This window comes from Corynebacterium felinum, from assembly GCF_030408755.1.
GTDB lineage: Bacteria > Actinomycetota > Actinomycetes > Mycobacteriales > Mycobacteriaceae > Corynebacterium > Corynebacterium felinum.
In genome coordinates this window covers 2301552-2315642 of sequence record NZ_CP047209.1, presented here as the reverse complement: position 1 = coordinate 2315642, position 14091 = coordinate 2301552, and the positions used below count along the sequence as shown (strand labels likewise).

Annotated in this window: 12 protein-coding genes; 9 read left to right on the top strand and 3 right to left on the bottom strand. The window is 54.3% G+C overall.

Features of this window, described 5'->3' with window-relative positions:
* Window positions 1-34: 34 nt before the first annotated feature.
* Window positions 35-1156 carry a MalY/PatB family protein gene (locus tag CFELI_RS09825; RefSeq protein ID WP_277105074.1) on the bottom strand — a complete coding sequence of 374 codons (1122 nt, stop codon included), beginning with the start codon at window positions 1154-1156 and terminating at the stop codon, window positions 35-37.
* 166 nt (window positions 1157-1322) lie between these two features.
* Here CFELI_RS09825 and CFELI_RS09820 point away from each other — a divergent pair, with 166 nt between their 5' ends.
* From CFELI_RS09820 to CFELI_RS09805, 4 genes are all read left to right on the top strand, one after another.
* Window positions 1323-1802, top strand: a complete 480-nt coding sequence (locus CFELI_RS09820) for a hypothetical protein (protein ID WP_277105075.1) — start codon at window positions 1323-1325, stop codon at window positions 1800-1802.
* 215 nt (window positions 1803-2017) lie between these two features.
* A complete protein-coding gene (locus CFELI_RS09815; RefSeq protein WP_277105076.1) occupies window positions 2018-3343 on the top strand; it encodes a hypothetical protein in 1326 nt (441 codons plus the stop codon).
* Between the two features lie 101 nt (window positions 3344-3444).
* Window positions 3445-3999, top strand: coding sequence for an isopentenyl-diphosphate Delta-isomerase (gene idi / locus CFELI_RS09810; RefSeq protein ID WP_277105077.1), 555 nt, complete (start codon window positions 3445-3447; stop codon window positions 3997-3999).
* Window positions 4000-4049: 50 nt separating this feature from the next.
* A complete protein-coding gene (locus tag CFELI_RS09805; protein WP_277105098.1) occupies window positions 4050-5210 on the top strand; it encodes an MFS transporter in 1161 nt (386 codons plus the stop codon).
* Between the two features lie 447 nt (window positions 5211-5657).
* Here CFELI_RS09805 and CFELI_RS09800 read toward each other — a convergent pair whose 3' ends face one another.
* Window positions 5658-6866: an alpha/beta fold hydrolase gene (locus CFELI_RS09800; protein WP_277105078.1), complete on the bottom strand. Its 1209-nt coding sequence runs from the start codon at window positions 6864-6866 to the stop codon at window positions 5658-5660.
* 32 nt (window positions 6867-6898) lie between these two features.
* On the opposite strand from CFELI_RS09800, the gene CFELI_RS09795 reads away from it, so the two are divergent.
* From CFELI_RS09795 to crtI, 5 genes are all read left to right on the top strand, one after another.
* Entirely contained in the window at window positions 6899-8950 is a 2052-nt protein-coding gene (locus tag CFELI_RS09795) for a M3 family metallopeptidase (RefSeq protein WP_277105079.1), read from the top strand.
* Window positions 8951-9139, top strand: coding sequence for a hypothetical protein (locus CFELI_RS09790; RefSeq protein ID WP_277105080.1), 189 nt, complete (start codon window positions 8951-8953; stop codon window positions 9137-9139).
* Window positions 9140-9148: 9 nt separating this feature from the next.
* Window positions 9149-9289: a hypothetical protein gene (locus tag CFELI_RS09785; RefSeq protein ID WP_277105081.1), complete on the top strand. Its 141-nt coding sequence runs from the start codon at window positions 9149-9151 to the stop codon at window positions 9287-9289.
* 184 nt (window positions 9290-9473) lie between these two features.
* On the top strand, window positions 9474-10301 hold the full coding sequence (locus tag CFELI_RS09780; RefSeq protein WP_277105082.1) for a phytoene/squalene synthase family protein: 828 nt from the start codon (window positions 9474-9476) through the stop codon (window positions 10299-10301).
* A 57-nt stretch (window positions 10302-10358) separates the two neighbouring features.
* Window positions 10359-11828 (top strand): phytoene desaturase family protein, encoded by a 1470-nt coding sequence (crtI, locus tag CFELI_RS09775; RefSeq protein ID WP_277105083.1) that lies wholly within the window; start codon window positions 10359-10361, stop codon window positions 11826-11828.
* A gap of 98 nt (window positions 11829-11926) precedes the next feature.
* Here the strand turns inward: crtI and CFELI_RS09770 are convergent, their stop codons facing one another.
* Complete coding sequence (locus CFELI_RS09770; protein ID WP_277105084.1) at window positions 11927-13969, bottom strand: 4-alpha-glucanotransferase; 2043 nt, start codon at window positions 13967-13969, stop codon at window positions 11927-11929.
* Between the last annotated feature and the right edge of the window lie 122 nt (window positions 13970-14091).

Below are 14091 nucleotides of genomic sequence, written 5' to 3'. Positions count from 1 at the left end.
CCGGTGGAATGAGGCAGGTGGGCACTGGTCGTACCTATAAAGCAGCCACAGCTTTCCCAATACGTGAGATTGCTTGTTCCAAAATATCGCGTGACGTGGCAAAATTCAGACGAACGAAATCTTTGCCCAACTCGCCAAACCACGCGCCGTCGTTAAGCGCCACCCGTGCTTGTGTGAGCAAAAACTCTGCTTTGTTCCCGGGGATGGCTGTGGCACTTAAATCCATCCACAGTAAATAAGTAGCGTGCGGTGCGGTGATTTTCACACCGGGAAGAACTTTAGGCAGCGCGGAAAGAAGGTAGTCGCGATTGGCGCGTAAATACTCAAGCTCTTCATCCAAAAAATCAATCCCTTCACGATACGCTGCCTCCGCGGCGACCATACCGAGGGTGGACGCGCCATCTTTCGTGGCATTGGTCAAACTGTTCCAGATTTCCCAATCGTTCGGGTTGCTGAAAAGAATTTGGGCGCATTTTAATCCGGCTGTATTCCATGCTTTGGATGTTGCGGTTACGGTGAAGCACACCCGCGCGGCCGTGTCATTCAGGCTTGCCGCCACCTGGTGGGTGCCGTCGAAAACTAGTGGTGCGTGAATTTCGTCGACAAGCACTCGTGCCTGATACTCATCCGCAACGGCACAGATAGCCTCAAGCTCATCGGCGCTAAAAATATAACCCAAAGGGTTAAAAGGATTGCACAGAATAATGCTTCCCGCACCGGATTGAAAGGCCTCGCGCAGATCGTCGAGATTAATCTTGTTCCGCGCATCAAGGAAAATCCCTTCGCGGCCGGTGGCGTGAAGCAGCTGGAAGAACGGCGGGTAGGTGGGAACGGGGACGACTACGGCGGAGTCAGGGCGCGTAAAGTGCTGGATTCCGATCTGAAGCCCGCGCACAACATCGGCAACAACACCGACGTGTGGTGGGCGGTAACCGTAGCGGTGGTGGTAAAAATCTTGGGTCGCTTCAATGACCCCAGGGTTGTCGCCGGGGTAGCCGAAGTATTCACGCTCAACGGCATCTTTCACAGCTTGCTTGACAACCTCGCAGGTAGCGAAGTCAGATTCAGCAACCCAGAGGGGGATCACATCGTCGGGGTAGCGAGTCCATTTGAGGGTGCTGCGGCTTTTTAAACTGTCATAGTCAGGAAAATGCATGTGCTCTATGCTACTTTCTGCCCGTGCGTAAGCGCGGCTTTATATTCACGCCCCTAGAATCCGCCACCTTTCTCTTTCACCTTGCCTTGAGTGGCTTTGTTTCAGTGTCGTTTATGATGAGTGAGGAAGAATGTTGTCCCCATTTATTCTTGGTTGAGAGGAAAGTATGAAGCGAGTTGTTGCTGGGCTGTGTGCCTGCCTGCTGCTAACTGCCTGTGGTTCGGAGGATGCGGAAGCCCCGTTGAAGGAGCAGGTGGCGGAAGCAGTTACTTCCTCCAGTCCTACTTTTAGCCCGAAAGATGTTGCCCCCATCAAAGTTGCTGACATTACGAAACCTGAGATTGATCCGGGGTTGAATATTAAGGTGGATATTCTTGGCACGAGCTCAAACCCGATGGCAAGTGGCAGTGTGATTTACCTGCTAGTGACCAATTTGAATGATGTAGCACTGCCCCCTGAGGCGCTGAAGGTATTCCTCGATGGGGCAAGCCCGGTGCAGGAAGGTTCGACTCCGCTTGATTTACCTTTGGGCCCTGGGGCGAGCGTGAATATTGATCTTGCTTTCGATGCCTCCTATGGCTCTTTGTATCAGGGGCGTTTGACGGTGGGGAATTTGGTGTTTGAGGGCAATCTGAATAACGCCTAGCTACTTTTTCATACCTCCTGCGCAGTCACTTTTCTGGTGCCTATGCAGGAGGTTTTCTTCTGTCGGCGGTTGAAACGCTCGCTTGATCACTTCCGGTTTACCCCCGCGTTACCCCCTGTGAGGGAACGCAAATGCGTTTTTTCCAGTCTTTATAGTGTGAGGGTTTTTTCTCTTGTGATTTTTGTTGACTCTTTTGTTTGAAAGTGAGTGTGGTGATGAGTTCTTCTGCTGTCACTATTAACGTTGCTGCCTTGGATGAGTCTGTGTCGCAGCTGGATGAGGTTTTTCGCCGTGTCGACGCCGTGGTCACCGTAGCTATGAACACTAAGCTCAGCGGTGCTTTTTCGCCGGTGTCTGGGTTGCATGAATCTGCTGCACAGCACGGGAAAGTGCTTGTCGGTGGGGTGGGGAGTGCGTATCGCGTATTGGGGGTGTATCGCAGCCAAGTGGAGTGGTTGGTGGATATGCTTCGGCTGACCAGTTATGGCTTGACCAAACAGAATGTGGTGCATTCGCGGGCTTTGGATGCTGGTGAGGGGGTTGGTGAGGAGGTTGTGCAGTTTCCGCCACGGCCACAGCGTACTTTTGAACGCTTCAGTTTCCACCTGCCTTTTGTGGCTACGGCGGATTCTTTGGATAGTTTGCATGCGGGTTTATCGGCAACGCAGAATCCGGATGCGCACCTGGCTGCGGATGCATGGGTGTCGTTGTCGCATCAGATGCACCGGATCGCTACTGATTTGGCGGCGATTGCTGATGATCTAATCACTGAGCATGCGGGGGTGGTGTTTGAAAATGCCAGCACCACGATCCTCCAGGTTGCTGAGGAGGGAAAGGTTTTTGCCGCTAATGCACTGGTGGTGTCATCGTCGGTGCGGCGTTTGGCGGGTATTGCTCCTAGCCTGATCGCTGATGTGTCGGCGGCTCAGGCTGCTGTGAAGGCGCTGCCGCCTGAGGAACAGAGGGAGGCGGAGCTAGAGTTTTTGTCCCAGTTGCGTGATCGGCTGGCTTTCGCGTGTGAACAGGTGGATCCGCTGTTGCGGTCATTGATGGAGGTGGCGCCGCACGGGGCGTCTACTCATGCTGCTGCTAGTGCAAGTCTTGGGGCAAGCGGTGGGCATTTCGCACCGCAGGCAGCTGGGACGGCGATTGGTGGAGTGACTGAACCTGGGCCACGGGTTGGCGCTAGTACGGCCGCTGGCGGGGCGGGGCAGGCGAGTGGTGGCACGGTGACTGCAGCGGGTACGAGCTCGCAGGGGAAGTCGGTTCTTCCTGCGGGTATTGTGCGCTCCACGCCGGTGTCTTCGCGCAAGATTGTTGGTAGTAAGAAGGCGGGGGCGGGGATTGGCCCGATGTTTGGTTCTGTTGTGAAGTCACCGCAGCAAAGCTCGAAGGATAAAGCGAAAGATAAGGTGAAGGATAAGACGAAGGGAAATTCACAACCATCGCTCGATAGTAGGAAATCTGCTCATCGCGGGATTGGGAGTATGCATCAGGTGCGGAATAACAATTCCGGCACGCGTCGCTTTGGACAGCGGTAGCGTATAGATCACGCTGGTGAACCGTCCTTGGGAGTGTAGTTGCGTGCTGTGAATCTTCTGCGTCGTGCCGGTGGTGGGGTCAAGGCACTATGGTTGAGTGCATGACTGATGTCGTCGTGCTCTCTGATCCGCTAGGCAATCCGATTGGAACCGCCCTCAAAGCCACTGTCCACACCACCGATACTCCATTGCATCTTGCTTTTTCCTGTTACGTTTTTAATACCCAGGGTCAGTTGCTGATCACGCGCCGCGCCTTGGGGAAAAAGACGTGGCCTGGGGTGTGGACGAACTCTGCCTGCGGCCATCTTGCACCGAAGGAGTCGGCGCGTGAGGCTGTGTTGCGCTGGGTTCCCCATGAGTTGGGTGTTTCTCGGGTTGAGGATCTTTGTGTCGGCATTGCGGATTTTGAGTACAAGGCGACTGATTCTTCCGGTGTGGTGGAGTGGGAGATTTGCCCGGTGTTCATGGCGTTGTGCGAAGAAGAAATCAACCCGGAGAAGTCGGAGGTTGATTCTTTTTCGTGGGTGCACCCTGCCCAGCTTTTCGACGCCGTGGATGCCACCCCGTTCGTGTTCAGCCCGTGGATGGTCAAGCAGTTACGTGATGAGAATTTCCGTGCGAAGCTTCGCGACTTCGCCACTAAACACTGCCGATGATGTGAAATGTGGGGATTGATGAGAGCAGTGGGGTGCATCTTGTGAGCCCAATGCTGAAAGTCATCGCTGCTTGTGTGGCACTTTTTCTGGGAAGTTTTGCCGATGAAGCAGCACAAGTGTCGTTCGCGTTGCACCTTGCCGGTGATGCACATGCATCTGCGCGAGTTTCGGCGCTTCTTATTGCCGGGCTGATTGGCGGGATTGGTGCGGCTGTGCTTGCTCCACGCAGTATTGTGCGATTTGGTGCGCAGCAAGTAATTAGTGGCGTTTTTGTTGTAGAAGCTGTGCTGATTTCTGTTGCTTCACTGGCAAATACTGTGGCGGTGTATGTGGGGGTGGCTCTGGCATTGGGTTGTGTGGGCGCTGTTTTATGGTCAGCTGTCATGGTTGCCCTTCCGGCGCTGAGTGCGGATGAAACCAAGATGGATCAGGCAAATCGCGTGGTGCAATCGGTGCGTAACTTAGGTTATGTTGCAGGCCCAGTTCTTGGAAGCCTCGTATACGCGTGGTTTTCTGGTAGCACCGGGCTGCTTGTTTTAGCGGGCCTTGTTCTTGTTGCTGCGATAGTTGTGAGCGTGGCATCGAAGAGTCTCATTGCCACCAGTGTTGGGAAGAACACACGTGGTGATAAACGTCGGAATGCGGATGTGGCGGGATTGCTGCGTACACGTGGAGTATTTCGTGCGCTCGTTCCTTTAGTTGCCACGGTGTTGGTCACAAGTGCTCTGAATGTTGTGCTCATTGTTCGAGTACGTCAGGAATTAAGTCTGAGTGCCGAATCCTATGGGGTTATTGTGGGGGCGATTGGTGCTGGATTGGTGATTGGTCCTGGTATATCTGCAGTGTTCGCCACAAAACTGGGCGATGCTGCAGCTGCTTCAGCAGCCGCAGCTGTTATTGGTGCGGGTATTGTTTCGATAGGGTTTGCGCACACCGTGTGGCAGTTGGTGCTTGCAGCGTTGCAGATCGGGCTTGCTAACGGTGTGCACAACACGTGCATGTCTGGGTTTATGCTTAAACGGATTGCCGCTGATCAGCGTGCCTTCCAGATGCCGGCGTACATATTGGTTATTCAGATATCGGTGCTTCTTGGATTTTTAGGTGCGGGGTTTGTCCCAGTACATGCGGCAGGATCTGTGCTCGTTGTAAGTGGATTAGCAGCGTTGTGCATTGGGGTAGTGGGGGCACTTTTTAATCGCTCAAATATTTAAAGGTTGCAAGGCGTCGGCAGTTTTTTGCTTGAGTCCTTTTGCAAACGGGGTGTGAGTTTTCTTCGAGTCCTGTGTGTGGAAATACTGATTCGACATAGAGCAAGTGCTATCTGTAAAACCGCAGGTCAGTTTTCTACAACTGTGCTGAAAGTCGAATCAGTATTTTTGAATCAATAGTCGAGTATTGATAGGTTTTTTCGCTAGGGTGGGCACCTTGTATCCGCACTCATTCCGCAGGGGCTTAGTTTCTTGCGGAAGGATCATTCTGCGCTGATTCTCGTTGGGATCAACAGATTGGAACAAGTGGGGTAGGTTCATTGCATCCAGCATTGTGGACGGGCCTTGAAATTGTGGGATCGATAAGCCGACGCATGATCGGCACACACGATCGGTGGATGATTGAGCATGGGGAAGCAACGTGCACCCGCATAGACACGAAGTTTACTGTTAGCGCAGATGCGGGCGAAGGTGGGCGAAGAAGTCCGATTCCAGTACTGCGGAATCGGCGTAATTGATGGCCATGCCTATTTTTTCTTCGCCATATTCCGGCCAGCTGGGTAGTGTGCCTTCAAAAAATACCCGAGCAATCGTATGTACCACACTGGCAGTATCTGCATCAGGGTTATAGATCACCTCTTTAATACCGGCGGGTAAAAGCTCCGTGTTGTTCAGAACCCACGGAATATCGGAACAGTGATACACCGGTTGCTCGGCGCTCCCGCGAAGCTCCATCACCCACGTGTTGTGTGGGCGGGAATCAGCGGCGTGGAGTACGAAGCGTCGAATAGCAGCATCGGTAATCAACGAGCCCAAAAACGGGCCATGCGCACGCCACGATGAACGCACCCCAAACATGCGCTTCAGCAACCACTTCGGCACAAGCGGGTTATTTTCCCACAAAAACATTTCCTCCCGCGTGCAACTGAGCACAATGGGGATATCGGCAAGCTCCGCAGGCTCAAAAGGGGCGGGGCCAAAAGCGAGATCGAAGGGGATCTGGCGCTGGAATCGCCGCTGCCCTTTCGCCAACTGCTCATAAGTGAGCGCAGCCAAATGCTTACGGGTAATGGGGGTGCCCAGGGAGCGGCGCAAAATGTGCTTACGACGCCGAAACGGGGTGCGCGGAAAGGCAGGGGAGAGGGCGAGAAGGCGTCGAAAAGCTCCCTTAAAGTGATCCTTGCGGGCAAGCCACAGCGCAATACCCGCGCCCGCCGATTGCCCCATCAACGTCACATTTGTCGGATCACCGCCGAAATCCTCAATGTGTTTTTGCACCCAGTCCAACGCCAGCTGACAATCAGCAACACCGCGAAAAGTACTCTCATCATGCAACTGGGCAAAACCAGCAATCCCCGTGCGGTATTCCACACTGACCGTGACAATACCTGGCAAGTTATGCCCATTCAGCCACGGCTCATCAAAACTACCGCCCACATAGCTGCCGCCATGAATAATCACCACGACAGGGAAATCGCTGGTGGATGTAAAATTTTCGGGGCTTGTCACCCGCAACACCAGCTCGATCTCATCATCCGTGCCCTGAGGATTGGTTTGCGGCGTGCGAAAACACTCAACCTTGGGCACCAAAACGGAATGATGAAAAGGTTTCGCAGTAGCGTAAACAATATTTGTGCTGGTCATCGGGGACGAATGCATAAGTTAAAGTTTAGCAACTACGATTATCAGCTATGACTGCAACGCAAACATCGCACAAGAACCCTTTTGCACAACCATCAACCCTGCCCTACCTGCTGCCCCCATTCGAGCAGATCGAGACGGCACACTACCTGCCAGCATTCGAATCAGGCATGGCCGCACACAAGGCAGAAATCGACGCTATCGTCACCAACCCCGAAGCACCAACCTGGGAAAACACGGTCGAAGCATTGGAACGCTCCGGGCGCGAACTAGCCCGCGTATCAGCCGTGTTTTTCAACCTGCAAGGCACAGATAGCAACGAGGACATGGAAGCGATCGCAGCAACCATCGCCCCGAAACTCAGCGCACACGCCGACAGCACCTACCTCAATGCCGCACTCTACGAGCGGGTGAAAAACGTTGAAGTACCAGCAGATAGTGAATCCCAGCGCCTCCACGAGCACCTGATTCGCCAGTTCACGCGCCGGGGTGCGGAGCTCAACGATGAGCAGAAAGCAACCCTGGGCGAGATCAACGAACGCTTGAGTGTGCTTACTGAAAAGTTCAACTCGAACCTCAACGCTTCGACCCGCCAACTAGCTGTGTCTTTCGACGAGCATGAACTTGCAGGCCTGAGCGATTCCCGCAAACAAACAGCCCGCAAGGATGCCCAAGCGCTCGGCCGCGAGGGTTTTGTGATCCCGCTTGATCTGCCCACTGTGCAAGCTGAGCAGGCTGAACTTGATGTGCACGAGGCACGTGTGAAGTTATATGAAGCCTCGCAGCGCCGGGGTGCGAACAACGCCGAAGTACTCATTGAAATGGTGCAGCTGCGCGCTCACAAAGCACAACTTCTGGGCTATGACTCCCATGCTGATTATGTGATCGAGGAAGAAACAGCAAAGACTGCCTTGGCAGTGCGCGAGCTGTTGTTCGATCTTGCACCAGCGGCGGCTACGAATGCCCGCAACGAGCACAAGCTGCTGGTTGAGGCAGCCCACGGTGAGGTTGAGGGGGCTGACTGGTCGTACTGGGCATCGAAGGTGCGCAGCCGCGACTATTCCCTGGATGAGGATGCACTGTCGAAGTATTTCCCGCTGAACCAAGTGCTTGTCGACGGCGTGTTCTATGCCGCAAAGCGCCTGTACGGTATCGATGTGGTTGCGCGTGAAGATCTGGTCGGCTACCACGACGATGTGCAGGTGTGGGAGGTCAAGGATGAGGACGGCACCGGTATTGGTTTGTTCCTCACCGACTTGTATGGCCGCCCAACCAAGCGGGGCGGGGCGTGGATGTCAAGCTTCGTTGACCAATCTGAGCTGCTTGGCACAAAACCTGTTGTGGTTAACGTGATGGGCATTAGCAAGCCTGCCGACGGCTCGGAAGCGCTGTTGTCGTTGGATAGCTTGACCACCTTATTCCACGAGTTCGGCCATGGCTTGCACGGCCTTTTGTCCCAGGTGCGTTACCCGACTTTCTCCGGCACCAATGTGCCCCGCGATTATGTGGAGTTCCCTTCCCAGATCAATGAGAACTGGGCTTTTGATCCTGCCATTTTGCGCAATTATGCCCGCCACGTGGATACCGGTGAGCTCATTCCTGATGAGCTAGTGGAGGCGATTTCTGCCGCCCGTCAGTTCGGCCAAGGGTTTGGCACCAGCGAATATCTTGCTTCCGCCATCATCGACCTTGCATGGCATAGTTTGAGCGCCGAGGAGGCAGCACAACTTACCGCTGCTGATATTGAGGAATTTGAGGCACGCGCTCTCGCCGAAGCGGGCCTTGAGGTTGAGCATCTGGCTCCACGCTACCGTTCAAACTATTTCGCCCACATTTTCGCCGGCGGCTACTCTGCCGGCTACTACTCCTACCTGTGGGCTGAGGCTTTGGATGCTGATGGTTTTGAGTGGTTTAAGGAAACCGGTGCTGCCGGTGAGGATTCCACCGATGAAGCAACCCGTGCGGCTGGTCAGCGTTTCCGCGATCTCGTGCTTTCCCGCGGCGGTGCCGATGATTTCACCACCGCCTTTGAAAATCTGCGTGGCCGGGCAAAGGATGTTGGCCCCTTGTTGCGTCGTCGTGGTTTAGCGGGTGCTGTTTAAATGGATCAGTTCACACAGTTTTTGACCACCATTCCTTTTTGGCTGCAAGCACCGATTGTGTTTGTGGTGGTGGTCCCACTGTGTGCTGTGCTTGCTGTGGTGTGGTTGCGCGCTATTGATTTTCTGGGTGCGTTTGTTTTGCGCCAATCGGCTAAGCTTGAGGCTTTAAAAGATACCGTTGAGGAATGAGTTGTAAAGATGGCTAATCCGGAAGAGTTGCGCAAGCAAGACCAGAAACTACCAAAGCCTAAGCGCAAGTATCCGCAGTCGCGTGTTACCCAGTCGTTGTACGTACTGCTGGCCATCGTCGTCGTTGCATGGTTGATTAGCCTGCTGTAACCCAACCACAGCACAAGCATTTTAAACCCGCATCACAAAGGACATGTGATGCGGGTTAATGCATAGCAACACACCAACAACAGTGCTCATTCAGGGGGAGAGAATGGTGGCGTCGATAAGCAGTGCAGGTGAGAAAACAACGCTGCTTTGAGTCTACTCACATGGTGCAGATAGTGTTGAGAATATGACGGAATATCTGGCGCGATACGACACCGCAGCACAAAAAGCAGCAGCACAAATCATCGCAAGCTACTCCACAAGCTTCAGTCTCGCCACCAAACTCCTCGCACCACACATCCGCACAGATATCTCCAACCTGTATGCCATGGTCAGAATCGCCGACGAAATCGTCGACGGCACCGCACACGACGCCTGCTGCAACTGTACTGACATCCTCAACACCTACGAAAAAACCATCCTCAACGCACCCAACACCCGCTTCCACACCGACCCAATCATCCACGCCTACGCCATCACCGCCAGACGCTGCAACCTCAACCCCGAACACATCAAAGCCTTCTTCAACTCCATGCGCGCCGACCTCAAACAACCCGGTGCCACCCACGCCGTCGACCTCGACACCTACATCTACGGATCAGCCGAAGTCATCGGCCTACTATGCCTTGATATTTTCTTAAGCGATTCCACCTACCCCAGTGCCTTGCGTGAAGAACTACAACCAGGAGCACGCGCGCTAGGCGCAGCATTTCAAAAAATCAACTTCCTGCGCGACCTCGCCGAAGATACCGAAACGCTGGGGCGTACATACTTGTCGCGGGAATTAAGCGAAGCAGAAAAAGATACGCTCGTCGCCGAAATTGAAGCAGATCTCACAGTCGCGAAAAAAGCACTAGTGAAACTACCCGATAGCTCACGCAAAGGAGTTGCTGTAGCACTGAAAGTCTTCGAAGCGCTCACAGCGCGACTCAATCAAGCAACAGTGGAAGAAATCTACTCCCGCCGCGTACGAGTACCCGCCTACGAAAAGGTACTGATCGCACTGCGGGCCTAATACGAGAACAGCGAAAATATGTGGTGAAACAGTGCGTGAAGAAAAGGTGAATAAAAAATGAAGATAGTAGTCATCGGTGCAGGTTTTGCCGGTCTTGCCACCGCCGCCTTATTGGCACATGATGGGCACGAAGTGGTTGTTGTTGAGAAAAACTCTACGCCCGGTGGCCGGGCAGGGGAGTTACGCATCGACTCATTCCGCTTCGACACCGGACCTTCGTGGTATCTCATGCCCGAAGCCTACGACCATTTCTTTGCCCTGTTGGGGGAAGAAAACCCCCTAGAATTAGTGCCCTTAACACCCGCCTACCGGCTATTCGCCCAAGGCCACGAGCCACTCGATATGACTGATCCCTATGACGTGTTTGAGTCGATTGAACACGGCGCCGGTGAAAAACTACGCCAGTATCTTGAAAGTGCCCGCGAAGTTTATGAACTCAGTATCAGGCAGTGCCTGTACACCACCTTTTCCAATCTTCGCTTTATCCCACTCAAGCTCCGGTTTATTAAACTGCTTCTGACAAGCCTGGATAGTTTTGTGGCCAGCCAATTTACCGATACTAGGCTGCGGCAAATGCTCACCTATCCGGCAGTGTTCTTATCCTCACACCCCAAGCGCACCCCAGCGCTGTACCACCTGATGAGCCACACCGACCTAACCCAAGGGGTGTGCTACCCCCAAGGTGGGTTTAGCGCAATCGTGGAAGCTATCTACCGCATGGCTGTGGAGAGGGGAGTGGAATTCCACTTCAATACCCGCGTCGATGAAATTGTCACCCGCGGCCACCACGTAACCGGCGTACGCTGCGGGGATAAAGAATTTCGGGCCGAGGCGGTAGTCTCCGCCGCCGACATCATGCACACACAAAAACTCCTGCCCGCCAACAAACGCAGCGTACCCAAGTTGAAAGACCCCGGCATCGGCACCGTTTTAGTCATGCTCGGCGTCGAAGGAAAAATCCCCGAACTACACCACCACAACCTATTCTTCAGCGCCGAATGGGATAACGACTTCGACATCGTCTTCGACGGAAAACCCGGCATCGCCAATTCCATGTACGTATCCATGCCCTCCCAAACCGACCCCGACGTGGCTGAAGAAGGCTGCGAAAACCTCTTTATCCTCATCCCCACCCACGCCACCGAAAACCTCGGCCACGGCAGCGCCTATGCCACCGAATCCCCACAGGTGCGTGCGATCGCTGAGCACGGCGTCGATACGCTCGCTGCAGTCGTGCCCAATCTACGCACACGGATCAAAGTCCAAGCCACACTAGGCCCAGCCGATTTCGCCACCCGCTACAACGCGTGGCGCGGCGGGGCGATCGGACCTGCCCACACCCTAGCGCAATCGGCGTTCCTGCGCGGAAGCAACGTGAGCAGCACACTCAACAACCTCTACTACGCCGGGGCAACCACCGTCCCCGGCGTGGGCGTGCCCATGTGCCTGATCTCCGCAGAAAACGCACTCAAACGCATCAACGGCGACACCACGCACACACCAACACCCACAGAAACTTTGAGCTAAAACTATCAACCCCCATCGAAACCTTCAGCTAAAACTACCAACGCCCACCGTCAACTGCACTGCGACGGTGGGCGTTGAAAATTTTCAGCGCACAATTGTTAGTGCTGCTGCGGGCGCTTCGACGCCTGCGCAATCACGCTAAACGACGCCGTGGGCAGATCATCAATCAACACAACCTCACCCTGGGCATCCGTCAGCGGAACACACCAGTTCGGATACTTATCCTTCGACGTACCCGGCTGATTCTGCACCCGACGATCCCCAACCATATCCACCAACGCCGTACACGTCAGCGCCGACGGAGTCTTTGCAATAAACGCATGCGTGGCAGCAACAAGATCCAACGTCTCACCGCGATCATCACGATCACAATCAGTGAAACGATCCGAATCAGTCGCACGGTTAAGCACCTGCGCCTGCCACTGCAAATCCTGAGCAAACTCAGCGTCGGGATCAGTGATCAGCAAACCAAGCTCCTCACGCAGCGAAATATGCGCGCCCTCCAAATAACCAGCCGTCGGCGGCAAATCATGAGTAGTCACCGAACTCAGCGCGGACGCACGATACTCATGGGCATGACGCGGCCCACCATGCGGGGAAGACTCAAACCACAAAACATTAGTGCCCATAATGCCGTAAGCAGCAAGAGCATCCTGAACCCACGGCTCGAACGTGCCCAAATCTTCACCAATCACCACAGCACCCGCACGCTCCGCCTCCAGCGCAAGAATGCCCACCAGCGCACGGTAATCGTAATTGACATACGTGCCGGTCGAAGGTGCCTGCATACGTGGAATCCAAAACAGGCGGAACAAACCCAGTACGTGATCGACACGAATACCGCCCGAATGGCGCAACACAGTGCGCAACATATCCCGCCACGGCTTATAACCCAACTCCGCTAAACGCTCAGGATGCCACGGTGGTTGCGACCAATCCTGACCATGCTGATTGTAAGAATCCGGTGGGGCACCCACCGACGCCAAAGGTGCCAGAACCTCGGCAAGCGTTTCCGCGTCGGAGCCACCAGGGTGAACACCCACAGCCAAATCAGCCATAATGCCAATCTTCATACCCGCATCCACACAACGCTTCTGCGCGGCAGCCAACTGCTGGTCACAAATCCACTGCAACCACATATAAAAACCAGGATCCACATGGGCGTGCTTGCCCGCAACCTCAGCCTCTTTACGCGCGCACCACTGGGCGAAATCTACCAAGCCCTGGCCTTCCATCGCCAAGTACTCCTGGTAGGCTTTCTCCCGCTCAGGAGAGCGGGGCGTCTCATAAATTTCGTGCAACACCTCAAGCTTTGCAGCATAAATAGGGTTGCGCTCAATCATGCCCGGGTTGCGGTTTTCCTTCGCAAAAGGATTCTTCAACCCTTTCGGTGCCTCAGGAATATCCTCCACCCGGATATACAAAGGGTTGGTGAACCGGCGGGTGGTTGGAAGATAAGGAGAATCCTCAATAGGAGGGAATGGTTCGGCGGCATGCAGTGGGTTAATCAGCAAGAAATCGGCAAAGTCGGCGATCTTTTCACCCAACAAGCCCAAATCGTGGAAATCACCAATGCCCCACGAGCCTGAACTGCGCACCGAATACAGCTGTGCCATGACACCAGCAACAGGATTATTGATATACGTGTCGGTAGTCGTAAGACGCGCCGGGGTAACAATCAACGTACATTTCTCCGAAATGCCCGTGGAGGTCAATTCCACCTCGTGCCAGCCCTGCGGCAATCCCGCAGGGATTTCAAACGACGCTTCACCCCAGCTCACCCCCGCAATTGTGCGGGCAGGAGTCCAGTTATCCACCTGCTGTGGCGTGACAGTGCTGCCATCTTCCAACAGAATGGTTACTTGGGCAGGTTCGCCGTCGTGAACATGGACGTTGAAAATATAGTTCGAAGAATCGTCGGTCACAATGCAGCGGGGCAGCGGGCGGCTAAACTCCGCATCGTGGCGCTGAGTAAGAGCGAGGTGAATATCCTCCTCAGTTTCCACTTCCACACCAAGGGCGTGCAAAGTTTTCACTAACGTATCATCGGAAGCTTCGATGGGCTGACCCCCGAATCCGGTGTAGCCCGAAGAAATAGCGTATGCGGCGGCTAATTCGCGCAATGATTCTTGATATCCCACGTAGTCAACGTTACACGTTTGACTGAAAATAGATGTACCCTAACTTGAGTATTAAGTCATGTTTAACCCACGGCTTAGAGGGAATGTTTCCCAACTGGAGGCATGTGGAAAAACCCACGTGA